The 22,587-nt window shown below is 60.7% G+C and carries 24 protein-coding genes and 1 riboswitch; of the genes, 16 read left to right on the forward strand and 8 right to left on the reverse strand.

Going from position 1 to position 22,587, the window contains the following annotated elements:
• The first annotated feature begins 110 nt into the window (after positions 1-110).
• Positions 111-1,070: a permease gene (locus tag ACSSVY_RS03905; RefSeq protein ID WP_454268118.1), complete on the forward strand. Its 960-nt coding sequence runs from the start codon at positions 111-113 to the stop codon at positions 1,068-1,070.
• A 13-nt stretch (positions 1,071-1,083) separates the two neighbouring features.
• Positions 1,084-1,311 carry a thioredoxin family protein gene (locus ACSSVY_RS03910; RefSeq protein WP_454268119.1) on the forward strand — a complete coding sequence of 76 codons (228 nt, stop codon included), beginning with the start codon at positions 1,084-1,086 and terminating at the stop codon, positions 1,309-1,311.
• Positions 1,312-1,868: 557 nt separating this feature from the next.
• Here ACSSVY_RS03910 and ACSSVY_RS03915 read toward each other — a convergent pair.
• The gene (locus ACSSVY_RS03915; RefSeq protein ID WP_454268120.1) at positions 1,869-2,474 is read right to left on the reverse strand and encodes a hypothetical protein; all 606 of its coding nucleotides are present in this window, start codon (positions 2,472-2,474) and stop codon (positions 1,869-1,871) included.
• Positions 2,475-2,611: 137 nt separating this feature from the next.
• Positions 2,612-3,283: a hypothetical protein gene (locus tag ACSSVY_RS03920; protein ID WP_454268121.1), complete on the reverse strand. Its 672-nt coding sequence runs from the start codon at positions 3,281-3,283 to the stop codon at positions 2,612-2,614.
• A gap of 328 nt (positions 3,284-3,611) precedes the next feature.
• Positions 3,612-3,718, reverse strand: a riboswitch (SAM-I-IV-variant riboswitch).
• Positions 3,719-4,470: 752 nt separating this feature from the next.
• On the opposite strand from ACSSVY_RS03920, the gene ACSSVY_RS03925 reads away from it, so the two are divergent.
• Both ACSSVY_RS03925 and ACSSVY_RS03930 read left to right on the forward strand, forming a co-directional pair.
• Positions 4,471-4,827: a hypothetical protein gene (locus tag ACSSVY_RS03925; protein WP_454268122.1), complete on the forward strand. Its 357-nt coding sequence runs from the start codon at positions 4,471-4,473 to the stop codon at positions 4,825-4,827.
• Between the two features lie 88 nt (positions 4,828-4,915).
• The gene (locus ACSSVY_RS03930; protein WP_454268123.1) at positions 4,916-5,158 is read left to right on the forward strand and encodes a helix-turn-helix transcriptional regulator; all 243 of its coding nucleotides are present in this window, start codon (positions 4,916-4,918) and stop codon (positions 5,156-5,158) included.
• A 206-nt stretch (positions 5,159-5,364) separates the two neighbouring features.
• On the opposite strand, the gene ACSSVY_RS03935 is transcribed toward ACSSVY_RS03930, so the two are convergent.
• Positions 5,365-6,450 (reverse strand): PLP-dependent cysteine synthase family protein, encoded by a 1,086-nt coding sequence (locus ACSSVY_RS03935; RefSeq protein WP_454268124.1) that lies wholly within the window; start codon positions 6,448-6,450, stop codon positions 5,365-5,367.
• A 685-nt stretch (positions 6,451-7,135) separates the two neighbouring features.
• Between ACSSVY_RS03935 and ACSSVY_RS03940 the strand changes: the two genes are divergently transcribed.
• Complete coding sequence (locus tag ACSSVY_RS03940; protein ID WP_454268125.1) at positions 7,136-7,420, forward strand: hypothetical protein; 285 nt, start codon at positions 7,136-7,138, stop codon at positions 7,418-7,420.
• 93 nt (positions 7,421-7,513) lie between these two features.
• Here the strand turns inward: ACSSVY_RS03940 and ACSSVY_RS03945 are convergent, their stop codons facing one another.
• The gene (locus ACSSVY_RS03945) at positions 7,514-7,828 is read right to left on the reverse strand and encodes a DUF6476 family protein (protein ID WP_454268126.1); all 315 of its coding nucleotides are present in this window, start codon (positions 7,826-7,828) and stop codon (positions 7,514-7,516) included.
• Between ACSSVY_RS03945 and ACSSVY_RS03950 the strand changes: the two genes are divergently transcribed.
• The 4 genes from ACSSVY_RS03950 (at position 7,827) to ACSSVY_RS03965 (ending at position 11,402) form a co-directional block, all read left to right on the forward strand.
• On the forward strand, positions 7,827-8,855 hold the full coding sequence (locus tag ACSSVY_RS03950) for a pseudouridine synthase (RefSeq protein WP_454268127.1): 1,029 nt from the start codon (positions 7,827-7,829) through the stop codon (positions 8,853-8,855). The genes ACSSVY_RS03945 and ACSSVY_RS03950 overlap by 2 nt on opposite strands.
• Before the next feature lie 161 nt (positions 8,856-9,016).
• Positions 9,017-9,913 carry an RNA polymerase sigma factor RpoH gene (gene rpoH, locus ACSSVY_RS03955; protein ID WP_454268128.1) on the forward strand — a complete coding sequence of 299 codons (897 nt, stop codon included), beginning with the start codon at positions 9,017-9,019 and terminating at the stop codon, positions 9,911-9,913.
• Positions 9,914-10,046: 133 nt separating this feature from the next.
• Positions 10,047-11,069: an alpha/beta hydrolase gene (locus tag ACSSVY_RS03960; protein WP_454268129.1), complete on the forward strand. Its 1,023-nt coding sequence runs from the start codon at positions 10,047-10,049 to the stop codon at positions 11,067-11,069.
• A 63-nt stretch (positions 11,070-11,132) separates the two neighbouring features.
• Positions 11,133-11,402, forward strand: coding sequence for a DksA/TraR family C4-type zinc finger protein (locus ACSSVY_RS03965; protein WP_009815577.1), 270 nt, complete (start codon positions 11,133-11,135; stop codon positions 11,400-11,402).
• A gap of 84 nt (positions 11,403-11,486) precedes the next feature.
• On the opposite strand, the gene ACSSVY_RS03970 is transcribed toward ACSSVY_RS03965, so the two are convergent.
• Positions 11,487-13,307 carry a M3 family oligoendopeptidase gene (locus tag ACSSVY_RS03970; protein ID WP_454268130.1) on the reverse strand — a complete coding sequence of 607 codons (1,821 nt, stop codon included), beginning with the start codon at positions 13,305-13,307 and terminating at the stop codon, positions 11,487-11,489.
• 135 nt (positions 13,308-13,442) lie between these two features.
• On the opposite strand from ACSSVY_RS03970, the gene ACSSVY_RS03975 reads away from it, so the two are divergent.
• Positions 13,443-14,273: a fumarylacetoacetate hydrolase family protein gene (locus tag ACSSVY_RS03975; RefSeq protein ID WP_454268131.1), complete on the forward strand. Its 831-nt coding sequence runs from the start codon at positions 13,443-13,445 to the stop codon at positions 14,271-14,273.
• Here the strand turns inward: ACSSVY_RS03975 and ACSSVY_RS03980 are convergent.
• Both ACSSVY_RS03980 and ACSSVY_RS03985 read right to left on the reverse strand, forming a co-directional pair.
• On the reverse strand, positions 14,227-15,216 hold the full coding sequence (locus ACSSVY_RS03980; RefSeq protein ID WP_454268132.1) for an alpha/beta fold hydrolase: 990 nt from the start codon (positions 15,214-15,216) through the stop codon (positions 14,227-14,229). The genes ACSSVY_RS03975 and ACSSVY_RS03980 overlap by 47 nt on opposite strands.
• Positions 15,216-15,506: an SCP2 sterol-binding domain-containing protein gene (locus tag ACSSVY_RS03985; RefSeq protein ID WP_009815573.1), complete on the reverse strand. Its 291-nt coding sequence runs from the start codon at positions 15,504-15,506 to the stop codon at positions 15,216-15,218. The genes ACSSVY_RS03980 and ACSSVY_RS03985 overlap by 1 nt, the downstream gene beginning before the upstream one ends.
• A gap of 71 nt (positions 15,507-15,577) precedes the next feature.
• Between ACSSVY_RS03985 and ACSSVY_RS03990 the strand changes: the two genes are divergently transcribed.
• The 5 genes from ACSSVY_RS03990 to ACSSVY_RS04010 all read left to right on the forward strand — a co-directional run bounded on the left by ACSSVY_RS03990 (position 15,578) and on the right by ACSSVY_RS04010 (position 20,649).
• A complete protein-coding gene (locus tag ACSSVY_RS03990; RefSeq protein WP_454268133.1) occupies positions 15,578-16,138 on the forward strand; it encodes a tetratricopeptide repeat protein in 561 nt (186 codons plus the stop codon).
• 21 nt (positions 16,139-16,159) lie between these two features.
• Positions 16,160-19,072, forward strand: a complete 2,913-nt coding sequence (locus tag ACSSVY_RS03995) for a helicase-related protein (protein ID WP_454268134.1) — start codon at positions 16,160-16,162, stop codon at positions 19,070-19,072.
• Between the two features lie 4 nt (positions 19,073-19,076).
• Positions 19,077-19,457 (forward strand): RNA-binding S4 domain-containing protein, encoded by a 381-nt coding sequence (locus tag ACSSVY_RS04000; RefSeq protein ID WP_454268135.1) that lies wholly within the window; start codon positions 19,077-19,079, stop codon positions 19,455-19,457.
• 52 nt (positions 19,458-19,509) lie between these two features.
• On the forward strand, positions 19,510-19,848 hold the full coding sequence (fdxA, locus tag ACSSVY_RS04005; protein WP_454268136.1) for a ferredoxin FdxA: 339 nt from the start codon (positions 19,510-19,512) through the stop codon (positions 19,846-19,848).
• A 291-nt stretch (positions 19,849-20,139) separates the two neighbouring features.
• Positions 20,140-20,649, forward strand: a complete 510-nt coding sequence (locus ACSSVY_RS04010) for a CarD family transcriptional regulator (RefSeq protein ID WP_037242295.1) — start codon at positions 20,140-20,142, stop codon at positions 20,647-20,649.
• A gap of 57 nt (positions 20,650-20,706) precedes the next feature.
• Here the strand turns inward: ACSSVY_RS04010 and ACSSVY_RS04015 are convergent, their stop codons facing one another.
• Positions 20,707-21,465, reverse strand: coding sequence for an adenosylcobinamide-GDP ribazoletransferase (locus ACSSVY_RS04015; RefSeq protein ID WP_454268137.1), 759 nt, complete (start codon positions 21,463-21,465; stop codon positions 20,707-20,709).
• A 78-nt stretch (positions 21,466-21,543) separates the two neighbouring features.
• On the opposite strand from ACSSVY_RS04015, the gene cobT reads away from it, so the two are divergent.
• A complete protein-coding gene (gene cobT, locus ACSSVY_RS04020; protein WP_454268138.1) occupies positions 21,544-22,560 on the forward strand; it encodes a nicotinate-nucleotide--dimethylbenzimidazole phosphoribosyltransferase in 1,017 nt (338 codons plus the stop codon).
• Positions 22,561-22,587 lie beyond the last annotated feature (27 nt).

Genomic DNA, 22,587 nt, shown 5'->3' on the forward strand with positions numbered 1-22,587 from the left:
CAGCCGACGCTGATGCAAATCAATGTGCTGAACGTCCACATGTGATTCGATGTGCGTGAGGTAATCGCACTATGAATATTTTGGAATGGTTGAACGACCAGCTTCTCCGGATGCTGTGGCTTTCCGATCTGGTCGCAACCGGCGTCTCAACTGCGGGCCTCGATCCGGCGTCCAGGCTGGGGGGGTCGGTGCATTTTTTCGTCTATGACGTTGTCAAGATTTTCATCCTGCTGTCAGTTCTGATCTTCTCGATCTCATGGGTGCAAAGCTATTTCCCACCGGAACGGACCCGCCGTATCCTTGGCGGGCGAACGGGAATATGGGCCAACACGCTCGCGGCATTGCTGGGGACGATCACGCCGTTCTGTTCCTGCTCGTCGATTCCCTTGTTCATCGGCTTTACCGCCGCAGGGCTGCCCTTGGCGATCACGTTTTCTTTCCTGATTTCCTCGCCGCTGGTGGATCTGGCCTCGGTCATCCTGCTGGCTTCAATCTTCAACTGGCCCATCGCGCTGGCGTATGTGGGTGTCGGGCTTGTGGTTGCGATTGTCGGCGGCACGCTGATCGGACGCGCCGGGATGGAGGATCAGGTGGCCGATTTCGTCCGCACCGTTCCGGTTCAGGATATGGATCACGTCATGACCCGCGTGGACCGCCTCCGTTTTGCCCGCGATCAGGTGAGCGAGATAGTTCAAAGGGTCTGGCCATATATCTTGGTCGGTGTAGGGATCGGGGCCGCCATCCACAACTGGATCCCAGAGCACGTTATCACCGCCCTTTTGGGGCAGGGCAATTGGTGGTCAGTGCCGCTGGCGACGCTTGTAGGCGTGCCGATGTACGCCGACATCTTTGGCACCCTGCCGATCGCCGAGGCGCTGGTGGGCAAGGGCGTGGGGCTGGGAACGGTGCTCGCCTTCATGATGGCCGTCACCGCCTTGTCGCTCCCGTCGATCATCATGCTCAAGCGTGTGGTCAAGATGCCGCTGCTGATTCTGTTCCTGACCGTGGTGGTCAGCGGCATCCTAGGCATAGGTTTTGTGTTTAACGCCATCACCCACTGGTTCATCTGAAAGGAAAATCTCCATGATCATCAAAATCTTAGGTTCAGGCTGCAAGAAGTGCATCGCACTTGGTGAAAATGCAAAAGCGGCGGCCGATGCTTCGGGGAAAGAGGCCGAAATTATCAAGATCACGGATATCGCCGAGATTGCCGCCTTCGGCGTGATGGCCACACCCGGCCTTGTCATCGACGAAAAGGTCGTGTCGACAGGCAAGGTGCTGAGCGCAGAAGACATAGTCAGGCTGCTGTAAAGCGTATGACTTGTCTTATTCGTCGAGTTCTCAACGAAATGCTATTTGACTTGTGACTGGCCGCAAAGCGAAAGCTGCAGTGCGGCGTTGAGACAGTTGGCGATTCAGAATGGGCCGTTCAAACGCGTCTCTTTAACCAGAGCACCCCACTGGTTGTAGCGGCGAAGCAGGATCGCGCCAAAGACCGAGAAGACCCAACAGGGTAAAGTTTGCGGATATATCCCGTGCTTCTCCTTCATAGCCTTCGGCAGCCAGGTCAGATCGGCAGAATCCGAGCAGGCCCGAATTACCTCTTGCCACGTCACCCGGCGTAAAGCGTCGGGGACAAGGCAGGTTGCCGCAGCTTGCCGCAGTTGCGTACCCCTCGAGTGAGCGCGTGACCGATGACGCAGCAGAGGCAGACTTCTGGAACGCGCGGCCTGCTTCTTTGCCTCCCTACTCGAGTCCAAAGAAGCAAACGTGTGTTGAATGCCCGCGCCATGGTGGCACTGATTGGCCTTCGTGACGGTCAGTTAAATGCGCAGTCTATCATTTTCGTACGCGGCGCCTCAAATGGCCTAACCTTGCGCAGCCTTTGACACGGGACGTCCCAGATCTCCGATTACAACCCAACTCGTTCGCTTGGCGACTTCGGCGGCCAAGGCGTTCAGACACCAAGCGCCATCGAGCTTCGCGGTCGCATAACGCGGCGTGGTCGGATGCTCGCCGAGTACGAGCCCGCATTGCTCGATACGCGCACCGAACGGTCCGGTGATATCGTCTTCGAATAAATTGTAGAGAAGGTCATGAGCCTCGATCTCTGGCCTGTAATTGGCCTGCCAGATGTCAAAGGCGGCATCCTCGCCATCGCTGGGCTCGTAGAGGTCCTCTTCCTTGAACCATCCTTCTTCTATCATCCGCCAGTGATCCGGCTGATGCAAAACGAGCTCAGTGCCCGTGCCAAAGACGCGCTCAAGCGCTTCTGGCCTGATCAGCTTGGCGGGAGCCTCCGGCCCGTCGCTGATCAGGAGGAGCCGCCCATTCTCGGCTGATTTTGCAAGAATGGTCCGGACCCTTGGCTCTGCCTTCAGGGGCAGACGCCGGTCCTCTTCGGCGGCTCCTAGGGCCAATGGGGCCGATGCCGTCGCGGCACTGGCAGCGATAAAGTTTCGACGCGTGATCATGGTATTCTCCTTTGATGGGCGTGAAAGGCCGTTTGAGTGTGGCTGAGTGCAACAGCTTCGGGCGGCGACCTTGCCGGGTCAGCCGGGTTGGCAAAGGTAGAAGACGTGCTCGCGATGCGTTGAAACATTGCGAATGATCATCCGCGCCTGAAGTTCCAAGGCATCTCAAGCTCCCGTGCTATGCGATTAGCCTCGTCAACGTCGCCATGCATTTCAGCCGCATAATAGGCGCTGCCAGGACTGTCGCCTTCGACGACGAAGATCTCCAAGGCGTCAAGAATTTCAGGGTCGAGGTCCCTGAACAGTCGGAATGCCAACTGACGCCCGTCCGTGGGACGGACGATATCGTTGCTATCACGTTCCTCGAAGTCAGGCGCCTCTTCGAACCAACGCCGAAGATATCGGGTCAGGTCTGCTCGTTTGTCGTCCGGCAGGGTGTCGACGAAGTCGGCAGCCATATCGGTATCCCACTCTTCGAACGCCTCGGCATCCTCGGTGATATCAAAGGCGTATGTGTAGATGGCGTCTTGCATGGCCTGAATGCGATCGAGCAGGTCATAGGTTCCCTCGCCAAACTCCAGGTCTTCGGGTGATACGTCATACGCCGTGTAGCGATCGGCATTCGGCAAATAATTGAACGCAACCAGTTCACCATCTTGCAGAACGTCAAAGATCAGCGGTTCGGTTTTCAGTATGCGTCCGAGGACATCAAGATCCGCCAAGGCACTTGCGTTGCTTTCCTCGCCTGGAAAACAGAACCCGGCCGCCAGTAGTGCGGTCAAAAAGCTTCTTCTGGTCAGTTCGGACATGCGCGTATCTCCTTTCATGGGAGGATTGATGTTGAAACTAGGCTTTTCTTGAAAATTTTATCGCTCAACACCGGTTGAGCCGCCATCGCCGTATGGCATCGCTTTGCTCGGTCTCGCCGTTTGCTGTAAGCGCGCTGGCGTAACCGGCGTATTGCTGCACGTGCAGGCGTCAACCGCAAAAACATGGCACGAGTTATCTGGTCAAAGCTCTGGGGGTGATATTGTGCCGCGTGCCTTCGCCTTCTCTGGGAATACAGAAAAGACCAAAGGCCCTTCAGGGTGCCGTTCTTAACGGCATTCAAACAGAATATCTCAGCTTGCCTCATGGGAGAGACCCTTTCGTTGCCTGACTTTCGGCCGCATCTCCCGATGAGGGAACCACCTTGCTGGGTCAGCAGGTTGGTGAGGGCTCAAGGCCCGCTCTTTATGCAAGGACAGAATACTGGCATCGCGCGCGCCTTGCAAGAGGCGACAATCGTCATACCCAAATATCCCGCCTAAACTCAGGGAGACAAACTTGGCAATTGGCCTCCGCGCGCGCGGAACTGCCTCCGCGAACTCGTCCGTGATTGTATCATTGCGAGCACCTCTGACTGTGGCATGGGTCCAACGTCGCGGATTTTTTGGCCTTTGGCCGCTGAGTTTGGCCGGTGTGAAAACCCTCTGGCGATCAGGAGTTTCTTGTGTTCGCAATGAAACGAATTGGTCCCAGTCAACGACCCTGAACCCGGGCGATGCTGGCGGTTCGCGCGCGCAGAGCGGTTCAGAAAACTCCCCCATAGCCCCTGTCCGTGATGGTACCATGCAGGTACTTTGCGAGACTGGAGCGGCACCCGAACGCGTGCGCAAACAGTGCCAAACACGGATCCTTTTGCGTTGGGCTGGTGCAAAACATCTTTGTGATCAGACTTACTGCTAGGTGCGCAGGTGACCGCATCAGCGGCACCTCTATACGCGTTGTTGATCACTTTGTGCGCGCCATTGGCCTGGCGGGTACCTTGAAGGGCGGGTGTTGATGCCGGAAAAAAGTGGGACTCACTCTCAGAATTTTGGTACCCTTTTTCGAATTATAAACGTTCCGGATACCTAGGCGCATGGTGAAGAAATTTCGGCAAGACGTTGAACCGCTTCCGAGTTCAGATGAGGAACGAGACGTCTACCAGAATGACCGAGCAAATTATGCGTGGATGAAATTCATCATGAACGGCCAACCGAGTGCACTTGCAGAGTACCTGAGGTTTGGTGGCAAAGTTGATGATCAGGTGCGTGACATATTGGTTGCGCTCCTGCGAGGTGACCCCAGAGGAAACCGAGGCGGAAGCAAACCCTTTCGCGACATGGAAACCTATTCTTCGGTGAACCTCATTCTAACACTGGACAAGATTGCACTTAAGAAAAGCCCTGAAGGCAAAAGGGGTGTCTCCAAGCCAATGAGCAAGCGTCAGGCGCAAGTGAAATACGCCGAAATGACGGGGCAGGAGCTGCGCAGTGTGGAGTACCAGTACGCCCGTGGTCGCGACATTAGCAAGCAATTTACCAAATAACGAAAAACTCCCGCTTCACCATTTCGTAGAATTTATCCTGATGTAAGTCCATTTCTTGGTGTGTGAAAACCAGGAACTGGAGGCCAGCATGGCACACACCGATGAGGACTATCTAACAAGCAAAGAGGCGGCTTGTTTCATAGGTCTGTCTCGCTCGTGGCTCGAAAAGCGCCGCGTGTTCGGAGACGGTCCCCCCTACTACAAGATTGGTCCCCGGCGCGTGCTCTACCGCCGCGCGGAGTTGATCGCGTGGCTCGAGCAGCATCGCACGCGGGCGACGTCATCCGTCACTAAACTGCACGGCCCTATCACGCCAAGTGGATCTGACTAGTTCAGAGATCCTGCGTGATCTCGCCATGCGACTGCAACGGACTGATGTGGTCCCTCCGGTTCGAACAGGTTTGCGGTGGTCTGACGTGTATCCGGTTTAGGTTCTACGCTGCGTGTCTTTGCCCCAAGCCCGACCGCTATGCATCGTTGGGCCTCTGCGGATCATGTCAGGGCGCGTGCCCGTCACCACCTTGGTTCAGTCACGGGCTACTCAGCCGCCATTCGGTATCCCGGCGTCGAGTTTGACATGGCCAGTTCCTCGTCATCCATGAACTCGACAATGTCTTCGAACAGGGGCGTGGACAGGTACCGCTCTCCTGTGTCGGGCAGCATGGCGAGGATCACCGATCCCTTGGGCGCCTGTTCGGCAATCTGCATGGCGACAGCAAAGCTCGCGCCTCCCGAGACGCCGGTCAGGATACCCTCGCGTGCTGCGAGTTTCTTGGCCCAAGCGATGCCGTCTGCACCAGTCACCGGGATCAAGTCGTCGTAGCCGCCGGTGTCCAGGGCTTCTTGGAGCACCAGTGGAATGAAATCCGGCGTCCAACCTTGGATGGGATGCGGCTCAAAGGCGGGATGACTGCCCGCGGGGGCACCGTTGCTGCCACGCTCCTGAGCGATCCCACTAGCGATCAGCGCGGCATTCGCGGGTTCGCTGAGAATGATCTTTGTCTCCGGACGTTCCTTGCGCAGAACCCGCGCGAGTCCCGTGACCGTGCCGCCGGTTCCGTATCCTGTGACGAGGTAATCCAGCCTGTCACCGGCAAAATCATTGATGATCTCGCGCGCGGTTGTTGATTCGTGGATGTCCGCATTTGCCGATGTCTCAAATTGATGCGCGAGGAACCAGCCGTTCTTTTCGGCCAATTCCACGGCCTTCATATACATTCCCGTCCCCTTTTCCGCGCGCGGCGTCAGCACGACCTTGGCGCCCAGCATCCGCATCATCCGCCGACGTTCGACCGAAAAGCTGTCGGCCATGGTGACAACCAGCGGATAACCTTTCTGCGCACAGACCATCGCGAGCCCGATGCCGGTGTTGCCGCTGGTGGCCTCGACCACGGTCTGACCCGGCTTCAGAGTGCCTGCGCGTTCCGCAGCCTCTATGATGTTGAGGGCTAGCCGGTCCTTGACTGATGCTGCCGGATTGAAAAATTCGGCCTTGACGTAAACGCGCACACCCGCCGGCGCGAGATTGTTGATGCGGACGGCGGGTGTGTCGCCAACGGTGTCAAGGATCGAATCGTAGAGGCGTCCTCGGCCTTTGGTGGTTCGGAGTGTTCCAGTTGTCATTCGTGTTCTCCCTCAGTCTGTCCGGTCGTGGGGTGGTTGGCCCGTCTTCGCCTGAGACCTGAACGGATGCGCAGCGGCAAGACGTCATGCACGACACGCAAAGGACAGCGAAGATGATGAAGGATACCATCGGCGCGGACATCTCGAAAGACCATCTCGAGGCGCGCCGCCTGATTGACGTCGAGCGCAACGGCAGGGGTCATGATCGCTGACAGACGGTCAGACATCTGGAATGAATGGGCAAAGCAGAGCGGATCAGGCGTCCTGTCTTGCCTTTGCTGGAGTATGGCACGTCATTCACGCATTCGGCTGAGGTCAGGCGAGCAGAGTTTGCGGGGCTTCACTCAAATCTTGGAAACTCTGGAGTCGTGAAAGGCGTCAGCATCATGCATAATGCGCGAAAGACGCCCCGTTCGGCGGCGCGGGACTGGGGTGCAGGACTGTGCACGAGCAACCCTCGCGTGTGCCTTTGCCGTTTACCCGGTGGCCCGACCGGGTATTACTTCCAGTGACGCGCCATGCTGGTGCCGCCTCTGCCACGCGACATTCGGAGATCAACGCTTTGACCAGAGTTTCAAGAATCTTTGCAGCCCTTTTGCTGGCATCATTTGCCGCTGGCTGCAGCACGCCGCGCGAAAGTTGCATCGCCTCTGTGACGCGTGACTACAGGGCGCTTGAAAGTCTGATGGTCGAAACGCAGCAAAATATCATTCGGGGCTACGCGGTCCATTCGCAAAGCGTGCCCTATACCGTCCAAGGCATCTGCCACCGGACCGATCCCTATACATACCGGACGTTGCCCTATCCCTGCCCGTCAACCCAATACCGGACCCAGACAACGCCGGTGGCGATTGATGTCAGCCATGAGAAGGAAAAACTTTTGCAATACAAACGTTTGTTGCCCGATTACGCCGCCAGGGCCGCAAATGGCGTAAAGCAGTGCAACGCGCAGTTTCCGGAAAATTCATAGGCCCTGACCGTGGCGACCCCGTGAGATGGTTGATCGGCCATTCGGGCCCGAGTGGCTGCGCGATGTGGTCCGATGCCCCCCGGTCTTTCGGGGTCAGTCTTGCCGCTCAAGGGTCACGGTTTGCTGCAGCGTTCCGCTCTGGCGGTCATAAATCAAGATGCGGTTGTCTTCGGTCACGATCGCATACCAGTCGCGGCCTTGGGTGAAGGCGGTGGCGGCGGTACCGTCTGGCAGGGCGATGCTGTCGGGCAAAACAGGCCGCGCCACGGTGTCATACCCCCAGAAGCGGGTGACAAGCAGCCCCACGATCACTAGAAGGCCCACAATCATGGTGGCGGTCAGGACAGTGACCAGCCGCGCCAGAAATTTCAGTGTCGCCGGACTGATCGGCGCGGAGTTGTCATCCATGGGGTTAGAACCACTTGTCTTTCGGATCGGGGATGATCCACCTCAACGCCTTGATAAGGCGCTTTCGCGCGATGTGCCAGAGGAGGCGACTCTGTCGCGCACCCGTCTGGCGCGGCTGCTCGAACAGGGGGCTGTGCAGGTCAATGGTGCGGTGATGCGCGACGCCAAGGCGCGGGTGACCGCGGGCGACCTGATAGAAATCCTCGTGCCAGAGGCGCGCGAGAGCCATATCAGCGCCGAGGCGATAGCGCTGACCGTTGTGTATGAGGATGACGATCTGATCGTGATCAACAAACCAGCGGGCATGGTGGTGCATCCGGCCCCCGGCAGTCCGGAGGGGACGCTGGTCAATGCGCTGTTGCATCATTGCGGCGACAGCCTGTCAGGGGTGGGCGGGGCCAAGCGGCCGGGGATTGTCCACCGCATCGACAAGGACACCAGCGGCCTCTTGGTGGTTGCCAAATCGGATGCCGCGCATCAGGGGCTGGCCGCGCAATTCGAGGCGCATAGCGTCGAGCGCTCGTACCGCGCCGTGGTCAATGGTGTGCCCGATGCTGGCGACCCGCGTCTGCGGGGGCTGCCCGGCATCAGTTTCGAGGCTGGCAATATCCTGCGCATCGCCACCCGTCTGGCCCGCCACAAGACAGACCGTCAAAAACAGGCCGTGTTGTTTGAGGGTGGGCGGCATGCGGTGACGCGGGCACGGGTGATCGAGTCCTTTGGGACGCCCGGCGTTGTTTCGCTCATGGAGTGCTGGCTGGAGACCGGGCGCACCCACCAGATTCGGGTGCATATGGCGCATGCCGGGCACGGGCTGATTGGTGATCCGGTTTATGGCGGACGCCGAAAACTCTCGGAAAAGGCGCTTCCAGCCATGGCCGTGGTGGCCGCGCGCGACTTTCCCCGGCAGGCGCTGCATGCGGCTGTGCTGGGGTTTATGCATCCGGTGAGCGGGATGGCCCTGCGGTTCGAGGCAGCGCTGCCAGAGGACATGACAACCTTGATCGCTGCGCTGCGTGGATCGTGACAGAGGCGCAAGATCGCGTGACTTTTTGTCATAATGCGGGCGTAGCGACGGAACCATCCTAGATCAACGTTAGTTGACTTAGAGCACGACAGCACCTTGAAAGGGTGTCAGCCTGTACCTAGTTCAATGTTAACGATGTAAACATCAGGAGGGACAACCGAGTGGGAAATTACAAGAATCTGCCGGCCCCAACGCCGGAAGGCGGTTTGAACCGCTACATGCAGGAAATCCGCAAATTCCCGCTGCTAGAGCCGGAAGAGGAATACATGCTTGCGAAACGTTGGGTCGAGGAACAGGACACCGAGGCCGCGCACAAGATGGTCACGAGCCATCTGCGTCTCGCTGCCAAGATTGCCATGGGCTATCGCGGTTATGGACTGCCGCAGGCCGAGGTGATTTCAGAGGCCAACGTCGGTCTGATGCAGGCGGTCAAGCGGTTTGACCCCGAGCGCGGTTTCCGGCTTGCAACCTATGCGATGTGGTGGATTCGCGCCAGCATTCAGGAATATATCCTGCGCTCGTGGAGCCTTGTAAAATTGGGCACCACCTCTGCGCAGAAAAAGCTGTTCTTCAACCTGCGCAAGGCCAAAGCCAAGATCGGCGCTCTGGAAGATGGCGATATGCGGCCCGAAGTCGTCAAAAAGATCGCGACTGATCTGGGTGTGACCGAGGCCGAAGTCATCAGCATGAATCAGAGGATGGCAGGGGCTGACGCATCGCTCAACGCCACGGTTGGCTCTGAGGGCGAAGGGTCGATGCAGTGGCAGGACTGGCTCGAGGATGAGGATGCCGATCAGGCTGGTGATTACGAGCGGCGCGACGAAATGGATGCGCGCCGCGAATTGCTGACCATGGCGATGGACGTGCTCAACGAGCGTGAGCGCGATATCCTGACACAGCGCCGCCTGAGCGACGAAACCGTGACCCTCGAAGATCTGAGCACCGAATATGACGTGAGCCGGGAACGTATCCGTCAGATCGAGGTGCGGGCCTTTGAAAAACTGCAAAAACGGATGCGGGCGCTGGCGCAGGAAAAAGGCATGCTTGCATCAGTCTGAAGCAACGCTTGGCGCGACCGAACAATGCGCGTATCTCTCGACCGACAACAAATGTGCGAGGGATACAGTGAAGCAAGCAGCAGGGCAGGCGGTGACAGGGGCAAACCGTGGTGTCAGGTTTTTGTGTTTTGGCATGGTTCTTCTCATCGCCGCCTGTGCGCCGCGCGTAACTGCACAGCGTGCGGCCCCCAATCCCGCTGCAACGGTCGTGCCGATCTATGTTGCGACGGGGCGCAGGCTCGATCAGACCGGGCCGATTTTCGGGTTGGAGCGGACAGAGGGTCTGCGCTATTTCCGGACCGATGTGTCCGTTCCACCAACCCATCAACCGGGGCAAATCGAATGGCCGGACGGCCCGCCGGACGCGGCCACGGATTTTGTCGTCACCGGAACCGAGGTCTTCCCCAGTCCCGGCGCGATGGTCAACGAGGTCAGGCAAGAGCACGCAGGACGCGAGACCCTGCTCTTTGTGCATGGCTACAACAACACGCTGTCCGAAGCGATGTATCGGCTGGCACAGATCCAGACCGATTTCGACACGAGCATGCCGGGACTGTTGTTTTCGTGGCCCTCGGCGGGCGATCCGCGTGGCTATATTTATGACCGCGACTCGGTGCTTTATGCGCGCGATGATCTGACTGGTATGCTGCGCCACCTGACCCGTGCGCCGGGTGACAAGGTGTTCTTGCTGGCGCATTCCATGGGGTCGAGCCTTGTGATGGAATCACTGCGCGAAATCGCCCTCAGCGGGGACCGCCATTTGCTGAACCGGATCAGCGGTGTGGTGCTGATGTCGCCTGATATCGACCCGGATGTGTTTGACCGTCAGGCCGAGGTGATCGGCAAACTGCCGCAACCGTTCCTGATCTTCATCACCAAGGCGGACCGGGCGCTGACTGTCTCGGGGTTCATCACCGGGCGCAAACCGCGTTTGGGCATGATCGACACCGTCGACAAGGTGCAGCGCCCGGATGTTCAGGTCTTCGACTTCAGCACTTTGGCGGATGGGTCCGGGCTCAATCACTTTGTGCCCGTTACATCGCCTGCCGCCATCGGTCTTCTGCGCGAGATATTGTCCGAATCCGGGGCACAGAGCAGTGACTTCATCAAGAGCATGGCGCTGCGCCTTCCCAAACCCAAAGTGTTGCAGCCCTGAGGAGGTGGGAATTGACGCAAAGGACAGGGCGCGTAGACTGAAACTCTGCGAAAGGAGGATGCCATGGCTGGAGGATGGGCGCGCGACGGTGCGGTAAGTGAACAGATCGAGGCGTCGATTTCCGATGAATTGGCGCGGCTGAAGGCGCGGCGCGGCCCGCAGGGCGAGAGCCTGACGCATTGCGCCGAATGCGAGGAACCGATCCCCGAGGCGCGGCGTGTGGCGATTCCGGGGGTCAAGCTCTGTATCGACTGCCAGCAAGAGCGCGACGCGGCCCAATCCCCACGCGGCGGCATCAACCGGCGCGGATCAAAGGACAGCCAGTTGAAGTGAGGGGGTAAAGCGGGGGCTCTGCCCCCTTGGCCTACGGCCAATTCCCCCGAAGTATTTTGGGCAAGATGAAAGCCCGACCGAGCCTCAGCCCTCCATCGCCTCCAGCTCGTCAATCATGCCAGAGATCATGCTGAGCCCCTTGTCCCAGAACGCCGGGTCAGAGGCATCAAGCCCGAAGGGTGCAAGCAGATCCTTGTGATGTTTGGACCCACCCGCCTTGAGCATCTCGAAATACTTGTCCTGAAATCCCTCGGGATTTTCCTCGTAGACCGCATAAAGAGCGTTCACCAGCCCGTCGCCGAACGCATAGGCATAGACATAAAAGGGCGAGTGGATGAAATGTGGGATATAGGCCCAAAAGGTCTCATACCCGTCCATGAAATCAAACGCTTCACCGAGGCTTTGGGCCTGCACAGACATCCAGAGCACGTTGATATCGTCAGGGGTCAATTCGCCGTCGCGTCGCGCTGCGTGGAGTTTGCATTCGAAATCGTAAAACGCGATCTGGCGCACGACCGTGTTGATCATGTCCTCGACCTTGCCCGCCAGCAGAACCTTGCGTTCGGCCTGCGTTTTGGCCCCGTCGAGCATGCGTTGGAAGGTGAGCATCTCGCCAAACACGCTTGCGGTCTCGGCCAGTGTGAGTGGGGTGGAGGATAGCAGTTCGCCCTGATCCGCCGCCAGCCGCTGATGCACGCCGTGGCCCAACTCATGCGCCAATGTCATCACATCGCGCGGTTTGCCGAGGTAGTTGAGCATCACGTAGGGGTGCACATTGGTCACGGTGGGATGGGCAAAGGCCCCCGGAGCCTTGCCCGGTTTGACGCCCGCGTCGATCCATCCCCGCTCAAAAAACGGCTGCGCCAGATCGGCCATCCGAGGATCAAAGGCGCCGTAGGCCGACATCACTGTCTCGCGCGCCTCGTCCCAATCAACGATGCGCGTGGCCTCCATTGGCAGGGGGGCGTTGCGGTCCCAGACCTGCATGCGGTCCAGCCCCAGCCACTTGCGCTTGAGGTCGTAGTAGCGATGCGAGAGTTTCGGATAGGCCGCCACAACCGCGTTGCGCAGCGCCTCGACGACCTCGGGTTCGACATCGTTCGAGAGGTGGCGTCCTGTCTGCGCCGTGGGCATCTTGCGCCAGCGGTCGATGACCTCCTTCTCCTTGGCTTGCGTGTTGTGGACACGGGCAAAGGTGCGGATGTTCTCGCCAAAGACCCGCGCCAGTTCGCGTGCCGCCGCTTCGCGTTTGCTGCGGTCCTGTTCGGTGAGCAGGTTCAGCGTGCCCTCGATGCTGAGGTCATCGCCATCGACGGTAAAGGTCAGCCCGGCGATGGTCTCGTCAAAGAGCCGCTCCCATGCGTCGCCCACAACGCCCAGATCATGCAGGAATTTCTCCAACTCATCCGAGAGCTGGTAGGGTTTCATCGCGCGGATGCGGTCGAGCACCGGCTTGTAGCGGGCAAGCTCGGCGTTCTCGGAATACATCGCCGTCAGCGCTGTCTCGTCGAGCCGGTTCAACTCCAGCGAAAAGAACACCAGCGGCGTGGTCGAATTCGTGACCTTTTCCTGACAATCGGACATGAATTTCGCGCGCCCGCCATCGGTGGTCAGCTGGTAATAGCGCAGGCCCGCGTAGGACATGATGCGTCCCGCGATATTGCTGATCGCCTCATCGCGTTGGATACAGTCCACAAGGCCTTTGGCGTCGAGCGTGGCCAGTTTGCCCTCGTAATCAGCGGCAAACTCGGCGCAGGCGCTCTGCAGCCACTCTAGATCGCGTTTGAGTTCGGGGGCCGTCTCCGAGGTGTAGAGATCGCTCAGATCCCATTCCGGCAGGTTTCCCAGGTTCCTGTTACCAGATGTTGCATTGGCGTCGCGGACGGGAAACGGCAGATTGAGCATGGGGGTACCTCGTGTTGATATGGCCCAGACATAGGCCGGAGGTGCCGGGGCTACAAGAGGACAGGCACCACTGGTGCTTGCCATTCGCGACCTGCTGGCTAGGGTGGCGCGCACCATGAACCGGGGAGGTGAGACATGAAATTCGCACGATATGGTACGGCGGGGCAGGAGAAGCCTGCGGTTCTGGACGATCAGGGACGGTTGCGCGATCTGTCGGGCGTTTTGCCTGATCTGGCGGGGCCGCTGTTGGCGGACCTGCCGCGCATCGACCCCGAGAGCCTGCCATTGGTCAAGGGAACGCCCCGGATCGGCCCGCCGGTGGGTCAGGTGGGCAAGCTGATCTGCATTGGGCTGAACTATACCGACCATGCCGAGGAGGTGGGCGTTGACGCCCCATCAGAGCCGGTGGTGTTCCTCAAGGCGACATCGGCCATCACCGGCCCCTATGACCCGGTCAGCCTGCCGCGTGGCGCGCGCAAGGGCGACTGGGAGATCGAGTTGGGCGTGGTAATCGGTCGTCGCGCAAAATACGTGACCGAGGCAGACGCGTTGTGCCATGTCGCGGGCTACACCATCGTCAACGATGTGTCAGAGCGCGCCTATCAGATGGAGCGGGCCGGCCAATGGACCAAGGGCAAGAGCTGTGACAGTTTTGCGCCGATTGGTCCCTGGCTGGTCACGCCTGACGAGGTGGGTGATCTAGAGGCGCTCGACCTTTCGCTCGACCTCAATGGCACGCGGATGCAGACCGGCAGCACGGCACGGATGATCTTTCCGGTGGCGTATATCGTGGCTTATCTGAGCGAATTGATGACTCTTGAGCCCGGCGACGTGATCGCAACGGGCACGCCTCCCGGTGTGGGCATGGGCCAAAGGCCGCCGCGCTATCTGGCCGAGGGCGATGAAATGGTGTTGCGGATCAGCGGGCTTGGGGAGCAGCGCTCGCCCGTGGTGCGCGACCGCTAGAGCCAAGGCGCGCGGCGCTGCCGTAGAAATCGCAAAGCTGTTGCAGCAGGCGTTTGCGCATGTCCGGCCTGTCCATAAGCGTCTCATGGCGCCCGCCGGGCACCACTTCCAAGTGTCCGCTCGGCCACTGCGCCATGCGCTCGTGCACACGGGGCACATCGACGATCTGCTCATCGCTGCCCAGAATGGTCAAGCAGGGCAGGGCGGGTGAGGGCAGGCGTGCCAGATCGCGGGTCTCGCGCAGGGCCTCGTGCAGCCAGTGCAGACTGGGGCCGCCCAGCCCAAGTTCCGGATGCGCCCGCAACTGCCGCGCCATGTCGTCATACATCTCGCGGTCATTGGTCAGCTTGTTGGTCTCGAACGGTTCGGCCAGCACATAATGTTCGCCCGCCGTGCCAGGGGCATAGCGATGGCTCATGCCAAGTTGTCGACTGCCCCAAGACAGCGACCAAGCGACCGGGCGCAGCGCTTGGGCCATATGGATGCCCCACATCGGGCTGGAAAAGGCACAGCTTTGGACGTCCAGCCCCTGGATCACCGCACGCAGCCCGATGCAGCCGCCCATGGAATGCGCCAAGAGATACCATGGGCGCGGCAGGTTGAGGCGCTTGGCGGCCTCGCTCATAGCGATGACATCCTGCTGGTAGTCTATGAAGTGATGCACATGGCCCGCCATGGCATCCTCGGTCAGCCGGTCAGAGAGACCCTGACCGCGCCAGTCGATCGCCAAAGTCGCATAGCCGCATGCAGTAAAATGCGTGGCGGCTTGACCGTATTTTTCGATGTATTCCGTCCGTCCGGGAAACAGCAGAATGGTGCCCTTCGGCGCCTGCCGGTTCCACAAGCCAACGCGAATGCGCACGCCATCGGCTGCGGTCAGCCACCATGCAGCACCGCCCTCGGGCCCGTGGGCCACGTCGTCAAAGAGCGGTGCCTCGTGCATCAGGCCAGCACGCTGCCCAGCTTCATCGCCATGCCCATGTCGCCGTCGACGCTGAGGCGGCCAGACATAAAGGCGGCGGTCGGATCGAGATCGCCGGCGAGAATCGATTCGAACGTGTCGCGGCTTGCCGTCATCGTGACATCGGTCTCGTCGTCACCTTCGCGCGCGCCATCCGCGTCGATCACGATCGCACCCTCGTCCTCGATCACGAATTTCGCGGTGCCGTCAAACCCTTCGCCGCCCAGTTTTTCATTCAGGGCAGCCACTGCTGCGGTCATAACGTCGCTCATTTGCGCTTCCTTTCACATTTGCGATGCCGGGGCTGTGCAACCGGACAATCTGCGCTAAACTCACATATGTTATGGGTGCAGCAATCATCAATCTCAACCGTATCGTCGCGGCAGGTGTCGCGATAGTCACGTTTTCCCTACCCGTTCTGGCGGAGGAGACGCGATTGGATGAACTCTTCGCCCAGCTCTCGCAGGCCGAGGCGCCCGAGGCGCGCAAGATTGCCGCAGAGATAGAGCTGGCGTTGTCGCGCTCTGGGTCGCCCGCGATGGACCTCTTGCTGAGGCGCGGGCAGGATGCGCTCGAAGCGGGGGATCTTGGGGCGGCAATCGAGCATTTGAGTGCCGCCATCGACCATGCGCCGGACTTTGCCGAGGCGTGGCACCTGCGATCCGTCGCGTTCTTCAAGCAGGAAAGATACGGTCTTGCGCTGCATGACATCGAGCAGGCCTTGGCCCTCGAGCCGCGGCATTTCAACGTGATCTACGGCTTGGGTGTGCTTTTGGAAGAACTCGGCCAGCCCGATCTGGCAGAGGATGCGTTTTCGCGCGCCTTGGCTATACATCCCCATCACGAGGACGTAACCAAGGCCCGGGAGAGCGTAACCCGGGACTTGGGCGGCGCGGAACTCTGACACCTTCAAGGAGCACGGCGGATGCCCGAGCAGTCAAGAACCTTTGCGGTTCTGGGCCCGACCAATACCGGCAAGACGCATTACGCGATTGAGCGGATGCTGGGCTATCGCACCGGAATCATCGGCCTGCCGTTGCGCCTCTTGGCACGCGAGGTCTACGACAAGATCGTGGCCGTGCGCGGCCCCTCTGTCGTGGCGCTTGTCACGGGCGAAGAACGCATCGTGCCTGAGCGCGCGCAGTATTGGGTCTGCACGGTCGAGGCGATGCCCGAGGGGATGGGCACGGATTTCGTCGCGGTGGATGAGATCCAGCTCTGCGCCGATCCTGAGCGTGGGCATGTGTTCACCGACCGGCTGTTGCGCATGCGCGGATTGCGCGAGACGCAATTTCTCGGCAGTCACACCATGCGCCAAACCATTGCCGCGCTGGTGCCGGGGGTGGAATTCCTGAGTCGCGCGCGTATGTCACAACTGACATACACCGGCCCCAAGAAGATCGCCAAGATGCCCGCCCGCAGCGCGATTGTCGGGTTTTCGGTTGAGAATGTCTATGCCATCGCCGAATTGCTGCGCCGTCAAAAAGGCGGGGCCGCAGTGGTCATGGGCGCGCTCAGCCCGCGCACCCGCAATGCACAGGTAGAGCTCTATCAGAATGGCGATGTCGATTATCTCGTCGCGACGGATGCCATCGGCATGGGGCTCAATCTCGATATCAACCATGTGGCGTTTTCCTCTCTCAGCAAATTCGACGGGCGCAGAATGCGCTATTTGCAGCCGAATGAGTTGGGGCAAATCGCCGGGCGCGCCGGGCGGGGGATGAGCAACGGCACCTTTGGCGTGACCGGCGACGCCCCCGATCTTGATCCCGAACTGGCCGAGGCGATCATGGAGCATCGCTTTGCGCCGATCCGCAAACTCGAATGGCGCAATGCGCGCCTGCAATTCGGCACCACGGCCGCACTGATCGGCAGTCTTGAGGCGCGACCGGAGCACGAGTTGCTGGCCCGGGCCCGCGAGGCGGATGATCTCACCGCGCTCAAGACCTTGTCTGACCTTCCGGACGTGGCGCGGCGGGCCATCGGCGGGCCTGCGGTGAAACTGCTCTGGGATGTCTGCCGAATTCCCGATTTCCGGGGCATCAGCGCGGCAGAACACGCGAGCCTTGTGGAACGAATTTTTTGTGATCTGGTTGAGTATGGTCGGGTGCCCGATGACTGGCTGGCACAGCAGGTGAACCGCATTGACCGGACCGATGGCGATATCGACACACTGTCGAAACGGTTGGCGTATATCCGCACATGGACCTATGTCGCGCAGCGAAAAGGTTGGGTGGATGACGAAAAACATTGGCGCGGCGCGACACGCGCTGTAGAAGACCGCCTGTCGGACGCGCTGCACGAACGTCTGACCCAGAGATTTGTGGACCGGCGCACATCCGTGCTCTTGCGCCGGCTCAAGCAGAAGGAAGCCATGGTGGCCGAAGTGAACGATCAAGGTGACGTGACCGTCGAAGGCGAATTCGTCGGACGGCTCGAAGGGTTCCGCTTTATGCAGGACAGGTCTGCGGCGGGTAACGAAGCGCGCACGCTGCAACAGGCGAGCACGGCGGCACTGGCCCCGCATTTTCATCTCAAGGCGGACCGGTTCTACAACGCGCCCGACACCGAGATCGACTTTACCGAGCAAGGCGGCCTCTTGTGGGGCAAGGAGGCGGTGGGCAAACTGACGCCCGGCGCCGACCCGCTCAAGCCGCAGATCGTGGCCTTTGTCGATGACGAGGCGGGGCCGGATGTGGCCGCCAAGGTGCAACGCCGCTTGCAGCATTACATCGACCGCAAGATTGCAACGCTGTTCGAGCCGCTCCTGAACATCCAGCGCGACGAGACGCTGAACGGTCTGGCGCGCGGTTTCGGCTTTCGCATGGTCGAGGCGATGGGTCTCATCCCGCGCGGCGAAGTGGCCGATGAAGTCAAGGCGCTGGATCAGGACGCCCGGGGCGCGCTGCGCAAACATGGCATCCGTTTTGGTCAGTTTACGGTATTCCTGCCGCTCCTGCTCAAGCCCGCGCCGACGCGCCTGCGGCTGGTGCTGTGGTCGCTGAGCCAAGGGATGGATGAGTTCCCCGAAGCACCGCCACCGGGTCTGGTGACGGTTCCCGCGCGCAGTGACGCGCCCAAAGGCTACTTTACCATGGCTGGCTATCGCGCCGCCGGAGATCGGGCGATTCGGATTGATATGCTCGAGCGTCTGGCGGACATGCTGCGCGGCGAGGATACGCGGGTTGGGTTCGAGGCCAAGCCGGACATGCTCTCGATCACCGGCATGACGCTGGAGCAATTCGCCCTCTTGATGCAGGGGCTAGGCTACAAGGCCGAGCGTGGCGAGCGCGAAAAAGTCAAACCGGTGGATCAGGCGATCGCCGATGCGCCTGCCGATGCCGCCCAAGCCGCCGAGGCTGAAACTGTAGGCGATGTGGTCGCGGATATTCCCGATGAGGGCGTCGCTCCAATCGCGGCAGAGCCCGTGACCGAGGCCGAAACGCCCGCCGCTCTGGATGCGGCCCCCGCCGAGGAACTGGTCCCCGGCGAAACGCCGGACGTGGCCGCCCCCGAGATTGAGGTTTTCTATACCTTCACCTGGGCTCCGCGTGCGAGTCGGCCCCGTGGCGAACGTCCGGCGCAAACCGGACGCGGGCCGCGTGGCGCGCAGGGGGCACAGGGTGCCCCAAGCGACGGCGGCGACGCGCAAAAGCGGGACGGCAGACCGCAGCGTCAAGGTGGCAAACCACGCGGCAAACCCGGCAAGGGCAAACCGCGCGAGGCGCGCGAAGAACAGCCCAAGACCTATGCCGCCAAGCCCGAGAAAAAGAATGACCGGATCGACCCGGACAATCCCTTTGCCGCCGCGCTCATGGGGCTGAGGACCAAGGGCTGAGCGTTTGGACGGGCCGAGCGTAAAAATCAGGCTCGACAAATGGCTCTGGCAGGCGCGGTTCTTCAAGACGCGCACGCTGGCGGCCAAGGAAATATCGGCCGGGCATGTTCGGGTGAATGGAGCACGGGTGAGCAAACCCGCGCAGGGCGTCGGGCCGCAGGATGTGCTCACATTTTCACAGGCCACACGGGTGCGGGTGGTGCGGATCGTCGAAATCGGCACCCGGCGCGGCCCGGCACCCGAGGCGCAGGCGCTCTATGACGATCTCAGCGACCCGGTGACGCAGGACAGCGTTCCGCCCGCGCCCAAATATGAGGGAAAAGGACGCCCGACCAAGCGTGACCGCCGCAAACTCGACCTCAATGGACCGGGACCGCTTGATTGATCCGCCCCACTGGATTAGGTGAGGCGCAATTCGGCAAGAATGAGAGACGGCCATGACCTATATCGTGAACGACGCCTGCATCGCCTGCAAATACACCGACTGTGTCGAGGTCTGCCCGGTCGATTGTTTTTATGAGGGCGAGAACATGTTGGTCATTCATCCGGATGAATGCATCGACTGTGGCGTCTGCGAGCCGGAATGCCCCGCCGACGCGATCCGCCCGGACACCGAGCCGGATATGGAGAAATGGGTCGAGTTCAACCGCAAATATGCCGAGATGTGGCCGGTGATCATCACCAAGAAAGACCCGCTGCCCGAGGCCGAAGAGCGCGACGGTGAGACTGGCAAGCTGGATAAATATTTTTCCGAGGTTCCCGGCGAAGGCGGCTGAGACTGATTCGGGGACAGGGTGCGGCAGACTGGGCCGCGCGCGAAATCGTGAACGCCGTAAGGCGTTGATTTGAGGGCGTGAGTGCCCTCCGCCAGAACACCGCCCTTTCAATGAGCGGTTTTTTGTGATACAGTTTCATGACAAATGAAGAGATAGCCTGATATCTATTCACCCGCGTTGCTGCCCGGGGGTGGATTACTCTGCGACAGAGTCACATATTCCGTGGACCAATATGGCCCTTGGCATATGTTTTTGTGCGTCTGAGCTGGCAGCCCTGCGAGGAAGACCTGAATGTCGAAGACCAAGAAGTCCGAATTTCGCCCTGATGATTATGTTGTATACCCCGCGCATGGCGTGGGCCAGATCGTTTCGATCGAAGAGCAGGAAATCGCCGGCATCACGCTGGAACTGTTCGTAATCTCGTTCGAAAAAGACAAGATGACCCTGCGTGTGCCGACCAACAAGGCCACCGAGATCGGAATGCGTGGCCTGTCCAGCCCCGATGTCGTGTCCAAGGCCATGAGCACGCTCAAAGGCAAAGCCAAGGTCAAGCGCGCGATGTGGTCACGTCGGGCACAGGAATACGAACAAAAGATCAATTCCGGTGATCTTATCGCTATTGCCGAAGTGGTGCGCGACCTGCACCGCTCTGACGACCAGCGCGAGCAAAGCTATTCCGAGCGCCAGCTCTATGAGGCCGCGCTCGAGCGTTTGACCCGCGAAGTCGCTGCCGTTTCCGGCGGAGATGAAGTGCTGGCCGCGCGTCAGGTGGATGAGGTGCTGGTTTCGCGCGCCGCGTGAGCCCGATCACCTCAGATAGACAAAGGCCGTGCCGCAAGGTGCGGCCTTTCTCGTGCCTCACGCCAAGAGGCTGATCAACACCGCGATTTCTGCCAGTTGCTGCGTTGCGCCAAGGATGTCGCCCGTCTGTCCGCCGATCTTGGCGCGCGCAATCAAGGCGATGGCCAACGTCGTGAAACCTGCGCATACCAGCGCTGTAAGACCCGCGCCGCCAAGCAGCCCAAATGCCACTGCCGCCGCCAGCCCAATCCCCAGAGCCACAGTTGCGACCGTCGGGCGCCCCTGTGCTTGTGACAGCCCCGTGTCGCGGGCATGTGGCAGGGCAAACATCACCACCGGCATCATTGCGCGCGAGAGCAGGGCTGCCGCCAGCATGGCGGAGGTTGCCGCTCCCGGACTGACCTCGTAGAGCAGCCAGAGCGCGACACCGCGTGCCCCAAGGGACAGGATCAGCGCGATCACCCCATAACTGCCGATATGGCTGTCTTTCATGATCGCCAACCGCCACTCGCGCGTCCAACCGCCCCAGAGACCATCGGCGGTATCGGCAAGCCCATCCTCGTGCAGGGCACCGCTCAGCAGAATCGGAGTGGCCACGACCAAGAGCGCCACCAACGGTGTCGGCCATCCCAGCCAGAGCGCGACCAGCCCGCCCAAGGCTGCAAGCCCGCCCATCACCACGCCCGCCAGCGGATAGGCCCAAGCCGCCCGCGCGCCCCGCTCATAGTGCCGCACCGGCACAGGCAAGCGGCTGAGGAGGCTCAGCGCCAGCGGCACATCTCTGAACCGGATCAAGGCTTTGTCGTTTTCTGCCATGGGCGTGCCCTTTTTCGTCTGGGGCGGAGGCTCTGCCTGCGATACAGAAAGGACAGATCACAATCAATGAGGCTTTGCATGGCGGGTGCCTTCTCTTCGCTGTCCGATTTTGCGGCACTCCTTGGCGAAATGCCCGGCCCCGACACGGCTGCCACCCAAGCCGCACAGAGGCGCGACGCACAGTTGACCAAGCCCCCCGGCGCGCTCGGTCGGCTCGAGGATCTGGCGCTCTGGTATTGCGGCTGGCGCGGCGAGGCACGGGCGCGGGTGACGGCCCCACAGGTGATCGTCTTTGCCGGCAATCACGGGGTGGTGGCGCAGGGCATTTCCGCCTTTCCGCCCGAAGTCACGGCGCAAATGGTCGCGAATTTCCGCGCAGGCGGTGCAGCAGTCAACCAATTGGCGGCGCTCGTGGGGGCGCGAATGGACGTGCACGCGCTCGATCTCGACCGGCCCACGGGTGACATCAGCCTTGGCCCGGCCATGTCCGAAGACGAGATGCTGATCGCGCTTAGCACCGGCTGGGATGCGGTGGATCCGGCCAGTGATCTCTTGGTCGTGGGGGAAATGGGCATCGGCAACACCACCAGCGCTGCGGCAATTGCCTTGGCGCTCCACGGCGGTGACGCGGTTGGCTGGACGGGGCGTGGCACGGGGCTGGCGGACTCTGCCCTTGCGCACAAGGCAAAGATCGTAGCTCGCGCGGTCAGGGTCAACGCGGCCAGCGGGGCAGGGGGGCTAGAGGTATTGCGCCGCCTAGGCGGGCGCGAGTTGGTGGCGATGGCCGGGGCGATGGCGCGGGCGCGGAGCCTGCGCATTCCGGTGGTTCTCGACGGTTTCATCTGCACTGCCGCTGCAGCCTGCCTTGAGGCAGAATGCCCCGGTGCGCTCGATCATGCCGTCGCTGGGCATGTCAGCGCAGAGCCAGGACATGCGCGGCTCTTGCAGGTCTTGGACAAGGTGCCGGTCCTGTCGCTTGGCCTGCGTCTGGGCGAGGGATCGGGCGGCGTGCTGGCGGTGAGCGTGGTTCAGGCGGCCTTGGCCTGCCATTCCGGAATGGCCACCTTTGCAGAGGCGGGCGTGACGGGCGCATGACGCTGCCTGTTCTGGCGTCATCGCCTT

It is taken from the genome of Roseovarius sp. MBR-51 (genome assembly GCF_053628575.1).